General features: G+C 63.3%; 8 protein-coding genes and 1 tRNA gene. 4 read left to right on the forward strand and 5 right to left on the reverse strand.

Going from position 1 to position 18,960, the window contains the following annotated elements:
• Positions 1 to 2: 2 nt before the first annotated feature.
• On the reverse strand, positions 3 to 911 hold the full coding sequence (locus tag G7B71_RS01540) for a tetratricopeptide repeat protein (RefSeq protein WP_166037155.1): 909 nt from the start codon (positions 909 to 911) through the stop codon (positions 3 to 5).
• Between the two features lie 163 nt (positions 912 to 1,074).
• On the opposite strand from G7B71_RS01540, the gene G7B71_RS01545 reads away from it, so the two are divergent.
• Positions 1,075 to 1,149, forward strand: a tRNA-Gly gene (locus G7B71_RS01545).
• A 917-nt stretch (positions 1,150 to 2,066) separates the two neighbouring features.
• On the opposite strand, the gene G7B71_RS01550 is transcribed toward G7B71_RS01545, so the two are convergent.
• From G7B71_RS01550 to G7B71_RS01565, 4 genes are all read right to left on the reverse strand, one after another.
• Complete coding sequence (locus tag G7B71_RS01550; protein WP_166037157.1) at positions 2,067 to 3,734, reverse strand: NERD domain-containing protein/DEAD/DEAH box helicase; 1,668 nt, start codon at positions 3,732 to 3,734, stop codon at positions 2,067 to 2,069.
• 3 nt (positions 3,735 to 3,737) lie between these two features.
• Positions 3,738 to 5,603, reverse strand: coding sequence for a DUF1998 domain-containing protein (locus G7B71_RS01555; RefSeq protein WP_166037159.1), 1,866 nt, complete (start codon positions 5,601 to 5,603; stop codon positions 3,738 to 3,740).
• The gene (locus G7B71_RS01560) at positions 5,603 to 8,542 is read right to left on the reverse strand and encodes a helicase-related protein (RefSeq protein ID WP_207774690.1); all 2,940 of its coding nucleotides are present in this window, start codon (positions 8,540 to 8,542) and stop codon (positions 5,603 to 5,605) included. Before G7B71_RS01560 ends, G7B71_RS01555 begins: the two co-directional genes overlap by 1 nt.
• Positions 8,543 to 8,766: 224 nt before the next feature.
• Positions 8,767 to 11,445 (reverse strand): UvrD-helicase domain-containing protein, encoded by a 2,679-nt coding sequence (locus tag G7B71_RS01565; protein ID WP_166037163.1) that lies wholly within the window; start codon positions 11,443 to 11,445, stop codon positions 8,767 to 8,769.
• Positions 11,446 to 11,537: 92 nt separating this feature from the next.
• On the opposite strand from G7B71_RS01565, the gene G7B71_RS01570 reads away from it, so the two are divergent.
• The 3 genes from G7B71_RS01570 (at position 11,538) to dcm (ending at position 18,955) form a co-directional block, all read left to right on the forward strand.
• Positions 11,538 to 14,591: a hypothetical protein gene (locus tag G7B71_RS01570; protein ID WP_166037165.1), complete on the forward strand. Its 3,054-nt coding sequence runs from the start codon at positions 11,538 to 11,540 to the stop codon at positions 14,589 to 14,591.
• 50 nt (positions 14,592 to 14,641) lie between these two features.
• A complete protein-coding gene (locus G7B71_RS01575; protein ID WP_347708437.1) occupies positions 14,642 to 17,527 on the forward strand; it encodes an SNF2-related protein in 2,886 nt (961 codons plus the stop codon).
• 159 nt (positions 17,528 to 17,686) lie between these two features.
• Complete coding sequence (gene dcm, locus G7B71_RS01580; RefSeq protein WP_166037169.1) at positions 17,687 to 18,955, forward strand: DNA (cytosine-5-)-methyltransferase; 1,269 nt, start codon at positions 17,687 to 17,689, stop codon at positions 18,953 to 18,955.
• The last annotated feature ends 5 nt before the right edge of the window (positions 18,956 to 18,960 follow it).

The raw sequence follows: 18,960 nt of genomic DNA on the forward strand, positions 1-18,960 counted from the left end.
GTTCAACCGAACAGGATGGCGGACAGGCGCCGACGCTGGGCCGCGGCCCAAGGATCTTCAAGGCCGATCGCCTCAAGCATCTGGAGCAGGCGCTTGCGCGCGGCGCCGTCATTCCATTCGCGGTCGCGGTTGATGATCTCGAGCAGCTGGTCGGCGGCGCCGTTGCGGTCGCCCCGCGCCAGCTTCGCGCCGGCGAGGTCGAACCGCGCCTCGTGATCGTCGCCATTGGCGGCAACCCGCCTCTCCAGCTCGGCATCGTCGCCGGCCGGGGCTGCGGAGGCCAGTTCGAGGGCGGAACGGGCCCGAGCGATGGCGGCATCGTTGGCGACCGATTCGGACAGGTCGGTGAGGATCGGGCCTGCTTCTTCGACCCGCCCGGCCGCGATCAGCGCGCGCACAAGGCCGGAGATCACCGCCGGGTTGTCGGGCGCCATCTCGCGCAGCTGCCCGAAGATGCCGGCGGCGCGCTCGCCGTCGCCTTCGGCGAGAACCGCTTCGCCCATCTCGATCAGCGGCTCGATCTCCGCCTGCGCCTGCTGGTCCTCGCCCTGGACCGGCAGCTGCGCGAGGATCTGGTCGAGCATCCGCTTCAACGCCGCCTCGGTGCGCGCCTGGGTCAGGTCGGCAACCGGCTGGCCCTCGAAGAGCGCATAGACCGTCGGAATCGACTGGATGCGGAATTGCGCCGCGATGAACTTGTTCTCGTCGACATTGACCTTGACGAGCTTGACGCCCTTGCCGGCATAATCCTCGGCAACCTTTTCGAGCACCGGGGTGAGCTGGCGGCACGGGCCGCACCATTCCGCCCAGAAGTCGAGAATCACCAGCGAGGTCATGCTGGGCTCGACGACGTCGCGGCGGAAAGCCTCCACCGCCTCGCGCTCGGCCGCGCTCAAGCCTAATGTCGCCACGTCTGATTCTCCGGAAAACCTGCGTCTTGGCGCCCCCTATGTGGGAAAAGCGGCGAGTCTGCCAAGGCCGCGTTTTTCCTTGGAGGAGGGCTTGCGCCCCCGCCGCCCTTTTGTTAGCAGCCGCCGCCTTACCTCAGCCGCTCTCTCGGGCGGCACATGCCGAGCGGGCGTAGCTCAGGGGTAGAGCACAACCTTGCCAAGGTTGGGGTCGAGGGTTCGAATCCCTTCGCCCGCTCCAGATTTTTCCCGGATTTCTGCGGATGCAGGTTCGGCCCGCGAGTCGGGCAATCACAGGGCAATCGATCGGGAACCGATTTCGTAATCGCTGTCGGGCACTTAAGAGTGACGGACGCCGCATTGCCGAACGCTGCCCTCAACGACGAATCGTTCGGCGAAGAACTGCCTGGGCTGCGCGGCCCGGTCGAGAGGCCTGAAGTTCATACCTTGAGGTCCGAGCACCCGCTCAAGAACATACTGCGACCAAGCTTCCACGACTGGCAAGCAGCGAACCGACCAGGCGGCCGAGCTCATCGCGGATTCGCGGAACCAAGGTTGTGGATCATAGTGCCGCAAAAGGTACGCCAGAGTATCCGACGAGGCGCCGAGTTTCATGCATCCCACAGCGAAGGTTCGCCTAGGCTGATGAATGCTCCAGCGGAAAGGTGCATCTCGGGTACGCCGATCTCCCGAAGAGCACCGTGTCCGCATTAACGCACACCAGCCACGCCACCAGCGCAACAAAATATCGAGTCGCGGGATTATTGACATCGATTTCGCCAATTATCAAGATGAATCCTGCGAGACGGCTTGCTACTTCCCACGAAGGCATCGTGATGCGGTATGAAGTGCTCGTCTAGAACTTTTGGGAAGTACTATAGAAGTTGTCCAACAGCTAGAACGGCACTTGCATAGGACTTTCAGGGACCGCCGCTGGCTTCAGGTTTTCTGGTTGCTTAGGGGAGATGCGCTGTTATCATCGCCCGGGATCGGCCGGGCGCCACTTTTAGAGCGCGGCCGCCACTTCCGCATGGCGCACCTGAACCTAAACCCCTTGCTGACTCCGACCCGGGATCCGATGCTTTGCCTTCGAGCGCCCTTCATGAGTGACAGGCGCCCCGACAATATCCGATGCCAACCCGGGCGCTCCCAGATGAGCTAATCCGACCTCAGGCGGGCAAGGTCTGACGTTGGTCCTATGACGGCCAGCCAGACGCCGGGCCGGCTGAGGCCAACATAGGCTAGCTCCGGATCAATGAGCTCGTCTGCGTCGACCAGGATAACAGCTTGCCGCTCCAGCCCCTTGAACCGCCGCACCGTATCGAACACGACCGCGTCTTCGCGTGAAGCCTCCGCTGTCGTCACAGTGAATCCACCGACCGTACCGCCTTGAAGCGCCGGATGATCATTTGTCGGACGGACCGTTAAAACCGCGATCTGACCCGGGGTTAGACCGTGTCGTGAAACCAGATCGCGCACGAGTCCATCTACCTTCGTAGCTGTATCGGCGCCGGTCGCTGCTTCGACCCACGCAACGGGTTCTCCTTCCGGACCCAATGCGCGCGTCATCTTTCCCCGGTACCAGCTTCGCGCGGCTGCATGGATGGCTCGCGTGTTCCGAAAATTGTGTACCAGGTTGAATGGGCTTTGGGACAACTCCGCGATCGCCCTGGAGCGTCTAGTATAGACGCGCTGGTTGTCGTCGTAGAACACGTAGAAGCAGCCTGCCTCCGGATCGACGAGACAGCGTTGCAGCACATCAAGCCATTCATCGTCGAAATCCTGACCCTCATCGACGACGACGGCATCGAACCGCAGTTCAGGTCTACAGACCATGGTATTCGCAAGAGCGGCAGGCAGTTGGTCATAGAAGGCCTGCCCGTCCCCGCGCACGCTCAGATCCGCCTTGCGTCGCAGGCGGTCGCAGACGGCATGAAAGCTGCCTGCTTCGAGAAGCGGGATATCCTTCGTTATGCGCGCCAAATGCTGTCCGAGCGGGACATTGAAGCAGGTCAGCAATGTGCGCGAGCCGCTCTCTGCCAGACGAGCCGCCTTCTCGAGAGCCAGAATCGTCTTTCCAGTTCCCGCACCACCGGCGATTGCCATCCGGGGCGTGTCCCCGAGCATGTCGAGGATATCGACCTGCTCTGCGGTGAGCCTTTCGATCTGTCTGTAGTCGTTGCGCAGTGCTCGTGCGAGGGATGGCCGCAACTCGATCCGGCCCGCTACCATCTCATGCAGCGCCCGCATACCATCGGGGCCAAGGCCGAGGCCGGGTCGGTCATTGGCATCGCCCTGCGCGGACAGCCGCGCCTCTACCCATTCGCGAAGATATTTCAGGTCTTCGCCGAACAGGAAAATGCGAAGCGGCATGCCGGGGCCGAGATCGTGGGCGGGCTTCGCACTGTCCGGCAGGATCACGCCATACCGGGCGGTAACGAACCTGCGACGCCAGCCCGGCTGGATCTTCAGCTTCTTGAGCAGCTCATACTTGCTGTCGCGAGCCTGCTTGACCGGATCCTTGATCACATTTGTGATCCGAAGGCGGTTGGTCGAGGTCCAGCGCTCGGTCTTTTCCTCCCGCCGCACCGTGCCGCCCTTTACCTCGATTACCAGGAAGCCATGATCGGGGTGGGCGACCACGAAGTCCGCCTCGCCATCCTTCTCCTCCCCGCTGGATAACAGCCCGAGCCAAGGACGCGAGTACCAGCAAACCCAGTCATCCGGCAGCTGGTCGCGCAACCTGTTGTATACGTCGACTTCAGCCTCCCGATACGGGTTGGCGAGTACGTCATCCGGCAGCGGGTCAGGATACATCCGTGCCATTGTTCAGGCTCCCTGCCCCTGAAGCAGTCTGGTGAAGAAGCCTACCCCAGCCTCACCCGGCGATCCGACCAGCATGGCCCGGTCGAGATAGCGGTTGAAATGCTCGCATGCAGTTTCTGGGGCCAGCATGCAGGAATGGCATGCCGCGAGGTTTGAGCCTTCGGTTAGGGAGCTGATACCCTTCATGCAAAGCGGGTCGGAAGAGCACCATTCCATAGCCCGGATGGCATCTTCAACGAGCTGCTCCATCCGTTCCGGCGTGCCCTGCCGAACCAGACCGCCCAGCGTGCCGTCGGCATCGGCGGTTGATGTGTAGATGAGAACACCGCACATCCCCGGCTCCGTACGGTTCGCGTAGAGTCGTTCCCGGAGCGAAGAGGTCGAATAGCCACATTCCAGAGACAACTGTCGCATCATCGCGTGTGAAAAGCCGTGAATCAGCATGAGACGGGCGGTCACTGCGAATGGCGGCTCCGCGTCCTGCCCCATCCGCTCCTTCCACGATTCCCGCCAATGCGCGTCGACGACTGCCGCGCGTGCCGCTGCCGGACCATCGTCCCGTTCCCACGTCCGCACAGCTTCCTCGTCCAGCGTAAGAAAAATGCCCTCTCCACGCACCTCGATGGCTGGCAGCCACTTCTTCTGGGCCACGCTGAGCGGGGCAATGCCGGTCCTGTTGCTGAAATCCCCGGATGGTGGGTGTATGCGCGTGAAGCCATAGCAGGCGCGAACCTCCCGGAGCCTCACCACTCGAACGATGCGCGAGATAAGTCCTGCAAATCGGCTTGGCACGATCTCCGGCCGGATCGAGAACTCGGCCGCTTCGTCGCGTGTGGCCGCGCCTAGAGTGAGCTGACGATATTCCTCTGATCGTATGTCCTGGCGGTCCGGCGCCTTGAGCAGCTCGAGCCGTTCGCGCACCCGGACCTTCATCTGGTCGAGCGTCATCGGCTCGCCGTCCCAGGTCGGCCAGACATAGAGTTCGACGATCATATCAGCCATTTCTGGCTTCGCGGCGGTGACAAGCGCGTTCCAGTGATGGCCCAGCGCAGTCTGAAACTCATCGTCCCAAGGGGGAATTGAGAGCGCAGACGCAACGGCTGGAAAGTACAAGTTCGATGCGCCCCTCTGCACGACGACGGGCGGAGCGCTGGAGGAGCACGCCTCGGGCGGACCCGGCAGCCACGGCCGCTTCCCTGCACAGGTGATCCCCAACCGTCGCATAGCTTCCGGCGAAAATGCTCCATCCATCGTCTGCGCGGCGCCGCAAGCTGTGCAGCTCACGACGAGGCCACGAAGGCCGGCCCCGCGACCCTGCAGCTTGAGCGGCTTTCGCCGGGTGCAACCCTGGTTGTGCCGGACCCAGCTGTGCCAAGGAAACTCGTCGAGGTGCCCGTGTTCACAGGCAAGAATAAAGCGCACCGGAACTACATGTACCGGACGACCATCCTTAGCGTCTGATGTGCATGGACCACAGTAGAGCGCAGGATCTCCCGGCTCTTCCCGCCACGAGGCTGCCGGCTGCAGGAACTCGCAGCGGGGACACTGGAGCCAGCCCGGAAATCGAACTCCCGCGAGCCTTCGTGGCTGAGTACGGCCGCCGGGCTGTTCTCCCGCTCTCTCCTCGCCCACGGGAGGCAACCGGAACCCGCCGACATTCAGCTGCTCCTGCAGGCGCGGCTCTTCGATGCACTGCTCGTTGTTCAGACCAGGCACGAGAGAAAGGTTGTCCCACTCATCAAGCCCAGCGGCCACCACCGAAACCGGAGCTCCTCCGTGACCGCCCGCCCTGAAATCGACAATGGCGCCGGGGCCATAGGTTGAAATCACCTGGCTGCGGCGAATTTTGCCCAACGTTCCGCGTGCCATCAGGCGTCTCCCAGTCGATTGCGGAGGATGAAGTCGACCGATGCCTCGACACTCCGAAGGGAGTTGGGTGTCGGCCAGGCTCGAGTCTGCCTCCGGCCGGCTGCCGCCCGCTCCGCTGCAGTTTCGGCGGAGGTCAAAAGGGCCTCGTCTTTCCAGTCAGACCAGTAGCGAGGGAGCTTCCCTCTGCTGATCCATTCCCTGACGCGTCGTTCAAGATAGGTTCGGACGCCTTGAGCTTCCTCAGGATCGATCCGCTCAGCCCTCTTGGCGATATAGGCCACGATGCGCTCCAGTTCGTCCTCTCCGCGCAGGGCTTCGACGGGCTCGTCCCTGAGCACGCGAACCTGATGCCGCGCCATCGCGACCAGAGGTGCATGGAGCGCTCGATCGCGTGCGCGTGGCGCGAACGGCGTCACGCTCGTCGCCTCAACCTCGCGGTAGAGCGTCTGGTGCCATGTCGCGAAAGTCTCGAAATGGCTGCGGTCACGCGCCTTGTTGTTATTGAACACCCCAACCACAAGGCCCGGCACGTTCGATCGTCCCACACGGCTGGTCGCCTGAATATACTCGGCGATGCCCTTGGGCTGGCCATTCACGACCATTATACCCAGGCGGGAAACATCCACTCCGACCGAGATCATGTTGGAAGCAAGCACGATGTCGACAGCGTCGGGATCACCTGCGCGCCTCTCGAGCTCCTTCAGAATCTCGGGGATGCGCGAAGAATCGACGCGACTGGTAAGCTCGGTGACGGTGAATGAGTCCCGGGGTTCTTCCTTCGGGCGTCGGCTGGCATAGTCCGCCGCTGATTTGGCGGTGTCGTCCTGCATCAGCACCAAGGCGCCGCCCAGCTCGCGCAGCGAGTTGAAGTAGGTCACCAAGGTCCAGTAATTGTCGCGCTCTTCGTCTGGCAGATCTGGCGCAGCGGCTGCCTGAAGAATGCTCGCGGAAAGAGCCTGAAGAGCGAACTTTGCTGACCGACCAGCAGTCGTGATCCCGGCATACAGCCGCCCTGGCGTAGTTCCCGGATCGGCTGCGACGGCGAAACCGGAATCTGTGTGATCCAAGCCTGGAGGGGGGAACTGGAAAGTGGCCCGATCGAACAGAGCGCGTATCTGGTCCTCAGCCCGACGGATGGTGGCCGTCGAGCCGATCACCTTGGGCCGCTTGCCGCCCGAGGTGCAGAGCGAATCCACGGCTATTTCATATAGGCCGGCCATAGTGCCCAGCGGACCCGAGATCAGATGCAGCTCGTCCTGAATGATCAGATCGGGTCGGGCATTCTCGGTGCCCAATCCGAATATGCGCGCCGACCGGGGATTCCGGACGATCTGCGCGAATTTGTCCGCTGTACCGATCAGCAGCGACGGCATCTCCCGGTATACGTCTTCGTCCACCGTCCAGATAGGCAGGTGGTCGCCTGCGGCGGCCAACGCACACCCAGTAGTTTCGCAGGTCGCCCAGATCTGATGAGCATGGGGAGCACGCGCCCACTTCAGCCGCCCCTTGCAGCTTGGGCAGTCCCTTACCTGCGCCGGTGTGCTTGCCGCACCAGTCGCGAGTGCCTCAACGGCTTCGTCGACACTATTGGGGCTCGAATCCCGACCCACCCAGAGCCCGAGTGAAATTGGCGGTCCGTCCCGGAGCTGCCTGGCAGCCTTTTCATCGCAGCTGGGCTCCGCCGTAGTACGGACGACCTCGCACGCGCAAATGAGCGCCGCAGCACGCTCGTATTGTTGGACGGTCAACAGCCTCAGCGTGTAGCGCATGAGAACAGTGACGCCACCGGATGCCGTCGGCTCCCGCCGCAGTCGTCGGTGAAAGATCGCAAAGGCTGTCAGCAGCAGATACGCCTCTGTCTTGCCGCCGCCCGTCGGAAACCAGATGAGATCCATTGTCTCTCTGTCGGCGTCCTCCGGATCGATGGTTGACCGAAGAGCCAGAAGACAGAATGCGATCTGGAATGGGCGCCAATGGAGGCTGCCGCTGTCTTTCCAGCATCGCTGAAGCTGCATCGCGCGATTCGCGAGGCGGAATGCCAGCTGTGCATCCCTGTCCTCTGCCAACAGAGCAATTCCGCCCCGAATCCGGCTGAGCGCCACCTCGCAACGATCGAGATGATCACGCCCCTGCTTCCGCAGATGATCCGGGAGGCTGGTGAGATCCTTTTCCCGAAGACCGATCCATTCAGCATAGGCATCTGCAAGTCGGCCGAGGCCAGCGACGAGGTCGTCCCCTGAATTGTCGGTAAGCCAGGCAGCGGAGAGAGGTCCGGAGACACCGCCAGAAACGAGCCGCCGGAACACTTCGTGACCGTCGGGACTCGTGGCTGGCACGGTTGCGACGGGCAGCCAGGTGGTCCTGACGCTCCGGACGTGTCCTCGAGGGGCAAACCAGCCAGCGGAACAGACGTGCCCCACAGCGTATTCGGCAGCATCACGCCAGATCAACTCCGCCGCCTTGCCATCGGCATCCATGGCCGCCACCCTCGGCGGTCTGGGGCGCAGCTCGGTCGCCCCGGCGGCGGCTACCTTAAGCGAGACCTGAAAAAAGCACTTCTCCTCGATCTCCCGCCGGTCTGGGGCAGGAGACAGGGAGTGCCCGTTGGCGAGCACGGCTGTCACCAGCAGGCCCTCCTTCCAGGGGGTTGTGCGAACGTGAAGCAAGAGGCCGGGTATCCCGGCGGGACCGAGGTCGATTTCCTCCGGTTCCTCCGCGAGAATATGATCGCGGATGTGCACCCGTTTTGCCATCCGCTGCCACGACACGGGGTTGCGGCGAGTTCGGCCCGCATCGCGGGGCTCGCCACTTGTATCTTCGATACCGAGATACACGCCACAGCTGATCTGCAAGTCGACAGCGGGGATGGCGTCCGATCCAACGCCAAGCGCGAACGACAACCCGGCCGTGGCCGGACGGACTGCATTGGCGTTCGCCACCGCATCTCCGGCAGTGGACGCCTCTGCGCCCCCTTCTTCAGCCGTGTCCGCGTCGTTGTCCTCCTCGGGAGGTACTGGCGTTCGTGCGGGGAATAGAACTCCCGTCAGATACCGATCGGTTGGTCGATCCGTTATGACCTCAGCCACCGAGAGCGGCCCGATGAGATCACTCGCGACACGATTCAGCAGTCTACTTCTTGGGTCGGACACCGGGGAAATCTCCGTCAGCGGGCGGGGTTGAGCCAGACGATGGGCAGTCCGGCGATCACAGGCTCGAGCCAAAAGCGGGGACCCCCGTCTCCCACGGGGAGCGCGGCCGTACGTGCTGCGACCATGTAGATGCCCTTGATCCGGCCGCCGGGCCAAGCACCCGGGCCGGCGGCTGCGGCGGCAATTTCGCGGAGCGACTTACCGAATGTTGCTGTCAGGCTTCCGACCCTGAATCCGTCGTCCGGGCCGCCGTCGAAGTGGAGAATCCACTCTCTGTGCTCACGCTCGGCGCGAAGGGGTACAGGTCGCCACGAATGTTTCCACAAGAGGTTCTGGGTGCCGTGTGTCCCGTCATCCGCCAGTTCCGGAGGAGCTTGGTCAACGTCCTCGTCGAGGCCGACTTCAACGCGCACATCCGTGCGCCCACCCCGTGTCCATGGCTGCCATAGTCGCTTTGATCCAGGGAGACTGTGCAGATAGCCATGCGAGGACCCAATCACGAGTCGCGTCCGTGCCCGGGTAGCGCCCACGAACAGAATCCGCGCCTCCTCATCCCAGTCCGTTCGCGACGCCTCTTCCGGCCTTCGAGGAAGCATCAGGTGGACCTCCTCGGCTTCGCGCCCCTTGGCGCCATGGATCGTCGTGAGAAGCGGCCCCGATCGAGCTCCCAGGTCGGTCTGCTGGACTTCAAGCGGAGGAGGCGAGGCAGCGAGACGATCAGCAAGTCGCCTGAGGTCCACGGCGCCAGTGCCGGCAGGCGCGATGCGCCGCAGTACGGCCCAGGCTGTATCCCGCGACAGCAAGGGAGCTGGAGCTAGCTGCCGCCAGAGCGTTTCGAATTCGGTCCTGTCCAGCCGGTCGCCCCGGCAGGACACCAACAGCGCGCCGATCCAAGGTTCGACAATTTCGGCCCTGCCGGTGAGGCGAATGCGGAAGCTGCGGCCTTCCGCCCAGTGACTCGCCGAGGCCGCGAGCATAGCTGATCGCGAGCGGAAGAGGACCAGAGCACTAGAGCTCGGAGGTGTGGTCTTTCCAACGCTGATTGCCGGCGTGGCCCCTGCTGCCAGTTCGATGGCCGAGCGCACCGCATCGTAGCGGTCAGTCGGTGATGGGGCGTTGTCGGTGATCGCCAGGCGCATCGATCTGAACAGGTCAGCCAGATCGGCACTGCGCGTTCGGTGATCCGAACGGAGGGCCACCCGACGGAAGGAAGGGGCAGCGGCCGCGAGCCTGTCTGACAGCGGCTGGCCGGGATCCGCGCTGCTGAAACCATAGATCGCTTGGGCCGGATCATAGAATACGGTCACGCCGCATTCAGCCGAAAGGCGGAAGATCAGGGCCGCAACGAGCCGGTTCCGGTCCCCAGACAGATCCTGAGCCTCGTCCACTACCAGGTGCTGGATGCCAGCGACAAAATCGATGAGCTGGACATCGCCGGCTTCGAGCAGGTTCAGTGTTTCGGCGATCCCACCGTCGTAGCCTGCAGGCGTAGGCATGTCGGGATCGGCGAACCCCTGCCGAAGACGCCATGCGAGTGAGTCTATGGTAATAATACGGATGTCGCGCGCATCCGCCGGCTCGCGCAGTAGTCCTGCAATCCGCGAGCGTATCTCGGCTACTGCAACGCGAGTGAAACTGATCATCCAGATCCGGCTCGGTGGAGTGCCCCCGTCCACGAGTGCGCTGACCCGTCGGCAGGCCGTCCAGGTCTTTCCACATCCCGGAGGAGCCTCAACGAGCAGTCGCGCCGGAGCAGCCGCGTGGATGACCGCATCCTGATCAGCATCCCGAACGGATGAACCCTCGCTCGAACCTGCCAATCCTGCCCATGCCGCAATCGCCGATGCGGCGTCGGACGGGAGCTGCCAGCGCAGAAGGCTATCGTCTTCGGGCGCCCCTACCAAGGCCAGTGCGCGTAGAAGTTGGGGCGGCAGGGGTCGCGGGAGCGACCAGTCCGCCACCAGCTCTAGACCCCAGAGGTCCAAGGCGATCCAGCGGGCGATTTCCGGCGCGCTGATAGCTCGGGCGACCTCTTCCGGATGAAGGACGAAAATCGCCTCCCGACCATCCTCAAGGAGACCGAAGGCACCGCCAGCATCGTCGAGCCGCCCCCATATCCCGTCCGGGGGTATATTTGCCGGCTCGCCCTTGACCCTCGCAGCGTCCAGGAGAAGCTGGGTGGCCTGGGACAGATCGGTTTGGGTCGGCAGGCCCAAAGCGGAAAGCGCGCTGCGCCACCGTGGCGGGCCGAGAAATTCCTCCAACGGGCGAGCGCTGCTGAGATCGGCAGCGGGCCGGACGATGGACGAGGGAGCAGAAGCGGAAGGGGTATCGACTGCGGACTCAGAGCCGCCGAGTAAAACAGCCGAGTTCCCTCCGATCTGGACGCATTGCTCAGGACAGGTGAGGGCAATATCGCCGTCGTTAGTCGCTATCGTGGCCAGATCGCCCGCAGCCTCAAGAACAGCGAGCGTTGCAGAAGCCCGTGCACGCGCCGCCGAGGCTGGAAATCCGAGGAAAACAGCATCTGCCTCAGCTCGTCCCAGAAGCGCATCGCGTTCGATCGCTCCTGCAGACATGACGGCAGTTCGGAGCAGGCGAGCCATCTCGGCGAAGCTCAGCCCATCGTCCGTTTCCGAAATGACACCAGCTTCGAGCGCAGCTTCCGACTCAGTCAGCGCTCTCAGTTCCATGCACCCCCGCCCACTATTGTTTGCCGCCCGCAGCCAGCCTAGGCTCGGCCGACGATGCTCGTCAAATGGCGTGATCGGGGGAAAAACGGGGGATGTACAGCGCGTTGGCGGACGTGGGGCATGAGCAGGAGACGCCAACACCACCGCGTGCACGCGATCTCGCGGGCTTCCACGCGCTCGTGGCAGAGCGGCTTGCAAAACTTCGGAACGAGCGCGGCGACTTGCCTGTTTACGGGTTGGAGCACGGACTTTCCCGACAGGAAGTCGGCTGGCTGAACCAGCTGATTGGAACGGAGATCCGGGATGGTGGCGTGGGGACGAACTTTCGCCGCGTCTGCCTCACGCTTGTCGCGGCGCTCTCGGAGATAGGCTACGACTATCGGGGTACCGGGACGGACTTCTGGCCAAAGCTGGAGCCTGTGTTTGGAGCCGCGATCCGCGACCGCGAGCGTGAGGCCGTTTCACAGCTCTTCGATTTGGCTCATCGCCACTACGGTATTCGCCAGCCGGTGGACAGCTCGTGGAACCGCGCGTTCCGCCACATTGCCTGGCCGATTGCCAACGCGATCGCGCCACGGGAAATCCATCGGGCCTTGGCCAAGGCCCTGCGCGAGTCATACCGAATAGCGGGTGATATCGCCGATGAGGATGCGCTTGTGGAACGCCTCAGGGCTATCGCCGGACGTGCCGGGTCGCCCCGGCTTGTGCAGTGGCTTGATGACCGCGACCTCGCCGCAGCGGTGGCTTGGCGGCTTCTTGGCGAGCCAGATCCCAAGTCCCGCATTTCCACCGACACCTTGCAGCGCATCTTTGGCGATCTTTCATCCGATGCCGTAGCCAAGCGGGCCGTCGCCCGAGCGACCGAGCTCCATCGGCAACGCGCACAGACGGCAGCCCGCCCGAAGCCGTTGGGTCGTGCAAGACTGCTCCTAGTGGACGACGCTGCAGATGGACTAGCGCTGTTCGCGGAATTGCCCTGGTTGGCCGCCGAAGTCCGGCAGACGCTCAGTACCACGGTAGCTCGGAGCGGAAGCTACCCACGACTTTGGGGAGCGACTGCACCAATCGATCCGGACCGCCTTTTTTCCGGGCTGCCCATCCCATTGGCTGGGATTGACCTTTGCCACGTCATCGACGCCACGCCCCCGTTCATTGCCGTCAATCCCGGGCCTGGGGCCGATCTGGCGGAACAGCTCGCCGAGATGGGACCGGCACTCACACTGCCTGTTATCCTGACGCCGAGTGGGTCCGAAGGCCGACACGCCGAAGTCTCGGGACGATCCGTCCCGGAAGGTTCGTTCCGTCTTCTTGTTCGCGGCGGTACTGAACCACCGGCTGAGGTTCAGCTCCTGGGCATGGTCGGAGGCCTACATTGCTTCGAGATCGGTGAGACAACGGGCGCTATCACTGCCTGGCTGAATTCGCTTGGCCTCGCGCGCACCGGCGCGATCGGGGTGGAATTCGGTGGAGCCGCAGCGCTTGGCCACACACTGCAGGGGCCGGTTTTTGCGGCAGGCCAGCCGCTACTCCTGAGGTTGACCGGGAGGCAATCGGACCAAACCGCTGTCGTAACCGCGAGAGGCCATCAGCCGGTGACGCTTCCGCCCGGTGGGCTGCTTTCAATTCGTGGGGCCTCCCCGGGCGAACATAATCTTACGGTAAGTGTTGGCGGCGAGCAGCTCCGGGTCGGGTTTACCGTCGTTGCTGCCGAGCCGGTCAGTGCCGTGCTGACCGTCTCCACCGATCCTGTAGCTCCCGTCGCGGATGACCTGCGTGATGGACGCCTTACCATCCATCTTCGATCAGCCATTCCGCTGCGCGGTGCCGACATAGTTATCGCGGTCACTGCCGGCGACAACGTCGCGAGCGTCGCAGATCAGGTTGACGAATGGCCCCAATCCTTTCCCCCCCACTCACCACTCATGCAGTCTCTGACCGATGCACTGCGGCAGTCAGCTATCAGCCGGGGACGGAGGCTGGAACTCCACGTGTCCGTGGGTGGGACTTGGACGTGGAGCCAAGCGCTGGATTGGGAGATGCGGGAGTGCGAATGGGAGTTCGTGGACGGAGAGTGGCACGTCCTGACCGAAGAGCTGGAGTTGCCCGTTCTCGCGATTTCCGGATCCGCACCACTCGAACCTGACTATGAAGCTGTCGCAACGGATTCGTCTCCACTGCTGAGGGTTCCCCTGCTGGAAGGCACACCGCTGTTCCGAGAGGCGTTGTGCACCGCCCCTCGCCGGGTCAGGCCGGGCGGCTTCACCATCGCTCTTCCCGAACGGTTGCTGCGCGAACCTGTGTCGCGGGGAAAGGCCGCAGGGTTCCTGCCATGCCTTGAGGCATGGCTTGCTTGGGCATCGGCTCGGCCGGAACATCTCGTAGCCGATGCAGCCCGGCGACAGGTCGCAGCTAAAGCTGAGTCGCTCGTCGTGACGCAGCTGTGCGGGGAAGCCTGGGCGCGTGCGGAGCAGGCCGGCGGCCCGCTTGGAGCAACGGCGTGGTCCACCCTTGCACAGATCGCCATTTCGCGGGGCCTCGCCGCAGGTGGAATGTTGCCGGAAATCCCCGCTGGCGAGGAAGCACGAATCCACTCGCTGCTCGCCCGAGCGTTCGAGACGGCGGTTCCCTTGCTTTGGAGTGACGGCTGCACGCCCGATCCGGACCAGCTGGCCTGTGACCTCGACATGGCTGTTATCGATGCGTGGGAAAAGCTCGCGAATCTGCGCAAGGCAGAAGGTCGATCATCAATCGAAGACCCGGATACCAGCGGTGACGCGGAGCACTGGAAAGCCGCTGTTGCTGAGGCACGGGAGCGGCATGCGGCCGCGAAGCTTGCCCGTTTTCTTCTACCTAGCTCGCGCGCGCAGCTCCTTATGCGAGCGGATTATCGCCTTCTCGCGGAAAACGACATCGTAGCCCTGCTAATGGACACGCACGTCGACCTGAACCTCCGGCCACCGGCTTGGGTCGGGCCAGATGAAATAGACACAGCTTTCAGAATCTGGACAGAGCCGCGAGCCGTGCTGGCGCGAGGAGACTGGCAGGACAATGCACTCCGACTTCTCATCGACCGGCAGTCGTCGCGGGCAGCTCGCTATGCTGCGCTCCGATATCGCGCGGCCAGAGGGATGGAGCCGCAGCCGTGATTTCCGGAGGCGGAGACCCCTATTACGCTCTCACCCTCGGAGCGCAGGCGATGCGTCGACGGGTCGAGGCGGCTGGATTGGCTATCGGAGGCGCGCTGGGCGTTGCCGCTGAGCCCTATCCCCACCAAGTCGCTGCAGTCCGCAGGGTGCTGACCGACACTCAGGTCCGCCATCTTCTTGCTGACGAGGTGGGACTCGGGAAGACCGTCCAGGCGCTCATGATCCTCAATGCCCTGCGCTGGCAGAACCCCGCCCACAAAGCCGTCATTCTCCTGCCTAACCGCCTGATCGATCAGTGGCGGCGGGAATGCTGGACGCGCGGCCACTGCAAGGTGTCCGTTTTCGGTGAAGATGCCCAAAGAGACGATGAGGCGTGGGTGCGGCTGGTCCGTCCACAGAGCATCCGATCCGGTGAGTTCCGGCTCCAGCCGGAGCGCTTCGACCTGCTGGTTGTCGACGAGCCGCAGCTGATACCAGCGGAGGTGATGGAAATCGTCGAGCGGACCGCCGGCGATTTCCGGCAATTCCTGCTCCTGTCGGCGACACCGGGGCTGGGCGACCCAGCCAAGCTGCGCCGCATCATGGCGATGCTGGAGCCGGATCGAGCCGCGATAGCGTCGGCCAAAGCGCATGATCTCCCTGCGCTGCTCGACGACATCGAGGCAAGCGCTGCAGAAGGCGAGCACGGTAATAGTATGCTGCCGGACACGGTCTGGCGGACCTTCAGCATCTCGCGCCGGATCCTCCGCTCAACCCGGGCTGAATGGGGGCGCTACCTGCCGCAACGTCGCTACGATCATGTTAGCGTAGGACCCTTGGCCTCTGAGCGGGAGCGCGTGACGCTCGGCATGGACTGGGTGGGTAACGTCCGGCAACAGGGCGCGCGCACTGATACATGGCGGGCAGCTCAGGTCATTCATCGTGGAGCAGCCTCCACCCGCGCCTATGCGTCCGGACAGGCCGATGCCACTGGGTTACTCGCCAGGGCGGCTGCGGCGGGCGCGGGAGTGCCGGGTGATAGCCGGCTGGACGCTCTCCTCGATATCCTTTGCGGGATCTGGCACCAGGACGCAGACGAACAGGTGATCATTGTCGCCGGCGACAACCCGAGCATCGATTTCCTGAAGCCCCGGCTTGCGAGGTATTTCGGCGGCGACAGCCGATCGCTGCCAATGGCTGAGCTCCGTCGGGAGGGTGAGGCGTCCGACAGCGAGGAAGCTGACATCAGGGCCATGGACGCGCAACTCGCTGCGTTTGCCCGTGGCGAAGCGCGCGTGATGCTGCTCGGCGAATGGGTGCAGGCGGGGCTCAACCTTCACCACTTTGCGCGGAACATCATCTTCTACGCGACGCCTTGGGACAGTGACGTCGTGGACCAGCTGATCGGTCGCCTTGACCGGTTGCGCCCCAACGGCCTGTGGCGTGGCGATCAAGGACGCCATTTCGGCCGGATTCGAGTCTGGACCATCAGTCAGGAGGGCACCGCCGAGGAGCGCGTCCTGGCCGGTCTGGAAGCGCTGGGAGTATTTGAGCGCCCTCTTCCGCCGCTGTCGCCCGAAGATGCGCTTACGATCGATGGTGAGTTGAAGGGACTTGCTTTCACAGGTGAGCGTGACCCGGTGCGCCGGTTGTCGGCCATGGCGGCAGGCTGGAACGGCACCGGCCTGCAGTCCCGGCTGTCCCGATTCTCGCCCTACAGTGCGGCTGCGGCACAGGCGCTGTACGACGGTCTCCAGACTAGTCCTATGCCTGGTCCGCTGGTGCGTAGCACTGTTGAGGCTGATACGTTCACGTCGGCGTCTGAGCGGGCCCTTCGCGGCTGGCTTACCTTGATAGAGCGTTCCGACACGTTTGCCGTCGACCATCGGCGGGACCGGCTCGATCCGGACGTCAGATTCATGACGATCTGGTACCGGTCCAAGCCGGCCATGTTCGATCCGTTCCAGATCGCCGGAGTGGAAGGGAATAACTGGATGACCGGGCACGTCCCCTTCATCACAGCCCGTCGGCATCTCGCGCAGCCGCCACGGATGACGGTCAACACCGATGAGGGAGAGGAAGGTGGCCGTCCGCTGCGGTTTCTCGACCATGGCGACGAGGTCCATGACTCGCTTGTGGATGGATTTCTCTCCTACGCGGGCACCAACTGCAGTCCATCTCAGCCGCAACCGCTTCAGGTCGCTCTCGATCCGCGCCATCCCCTGCTCGCGACCTGCTCCGGCAAGGTGCTGGCGCTGGCTGCGGGTTGGTCAGACCCCGGCGAGCTCGCAATGCCCGCCTTCAACTCGGAGACCCTCGGGCGAATGGCAACAGCGCCCACCGAAGCCCAGAGAGCGGCGCTCGCGGGCGATGTGCGCCGCGCTGCCGACTGGTGGCTTGCAGACCAGCGGTGGCTCCGGGACCATATTTCTGCGCGCAGCTATTACACCGCGCTGGTGCGCTCGGAGAACGGCTGGACTCGTCTGCCGGACGAGATCGCCCGCCTTGCGTTCATGCCAGTACCCGATCTGCCAGATAGTCGCCCCGCACGGTTACGTGGCACCCCGCCGAGACTGGCACCTGCTGATGTGCAGGCCGCTTGCAGACGAGCACTGGGCTGTATTGTAGAGCAGGCCAACGGCGCTAGGGATGAAGCCCTTGGCGCCTTCCAGGAGGCCCTCGCATCTCGCATTCAGGTGGTGACCGTCGAAGGCGGAGACATCATCGCTGCGAAAGAAGCGGCACTTGAACGCCTGCGCTCGGAGCGGACGTCGGTACAGGACTGGGCGCGGGAGGGGCAGATTGCGGCCGCAAAGCGAAGTCTCGAGATGGCACGTACGGCAGTCTCGCAGCGGCTGGCGTGGCTGGAAGCGATGCCCGAAAAGATCGCTGAAATGACTCCTAGGATCCTCGGCGTGGTTATCATGAGAGCGGCTCCATTTTCAGATGAATGCTGACGGAAAGGTTCGATCGGTCGCTGACTCCCCCACATCCGCCATTGCCGCCCATTAGCATTGACGTACTAAGACTGTTCACTTTCTGTTCAACTTTTCCGGTTGACGCAGGGATTCTGAGGCGACTAAATGTCCGCAACGATTCCCCATAGAAAGCTGGTCATGACCGACACCATCACCGCCGACCGCCGCGACGTGCTGGTGAGGGCTCGAAGCATTTTCACCCAGAAGGAACTGGCGGAACGCCTCGACTACACGGCAAAGCAGATCGGCCGCTGGGAGAAGGGCGAGTGCGAAGTGCCCACGGCCGTCGTGCCGGCCCTCCAGCGAATTCTCGAGGATCGGGCGCCCTACCATGCTGCTCCCGCTGCCGACTTCACATTCATCGATCTGTTTGCCGGTATCGGCGGGATCAGGCTCGGCTTTGAGGCGGCGGGTGGCCGGTGCGTTTTCACGAGTGAATGGGACAAGTACGCACAGAAGACTTACGTCGAAAACTTCGGCGAAGGGCATGCGATCGAGGGCGACATCACCAAGATCGAGGCGGCCGACATACCGGAGCACGACGTGCTTTTGGCTGGATTCCCCTGCCAGCCATTCAGCCTGGCGGGAGTTTCGAAGAAGAACGCTCTGGGCCGGCCGCACGGGTTTGAGTGCACGACGCAGGGAACGCTCTTTTTTGATGTGCAGCGGATTATTGCCGAGCGGAGACCCAAGGCGTTTCTCCTCGAGAACGTGAAGAATCTCGTCAGCCACGACGGTGGAAACACCTTCCGTGTCATAATGGATGTGCTCGAGAGGCAGCTGCACTACCAAGTCTATCCGATGGTCGTCGATGGGCGCAGGTTCGTGCCGCAGCATCGTCAACGCATTTTGCTCGTCGGTTTCCAGAAGGACGTGGGCTTCGACTGGGAAAAGGTGCTCGCGAAAATGCCGGCTGTCGCCGACGGTCCTCGGCTCAGGACGGTCCTCCATCCCGAAGACGGAAGCGAAGCTGATGTAGACGATGGCCGCTACATCACCGCCGACGGCAAGGTGGGAAAGAAGTACATCCTGACCGACCGTCTCTGGCAGTATCTGCAGGGTTATGCCGAAAAGCACCGGCAGGCCGGAAACGGCTTTGGCTGCAGCGTCGTTGGCCCGCAGGATACGAGCCGTACGCTTTCGGCGCGCTACTACAAGGATGGATCGGAAATCCTGATTTCGCGCGGCAGGGGCAGAAACCCCCGCCGGCTGACGCCGCGTGAGTGCGCCCGGCTGATGGGCTATCCCGACACTTTCCGCATCCCTGTTTCGGACACTCGCGCGTACAAGCAGTTCGGCAATTCCGTGGTGGTTCCGCTGATGGCCGAGGTGGCGAAGGCGATGAAGCCTGGCATAATGCATCTGGTTAAGGGTGAGCCGCTGCAGTTTGAACTCCTGCAGGACTGAAGGCC

Source organism: Sphingosinicella sp. YJ22, assembly GCF_011320075.1.
Lineage (GTDB): Bacteria > Pseudomonadota > Alphaproteobacteria > Sphingomonadales > Sphingomonadaceae > Allosphingosinicella.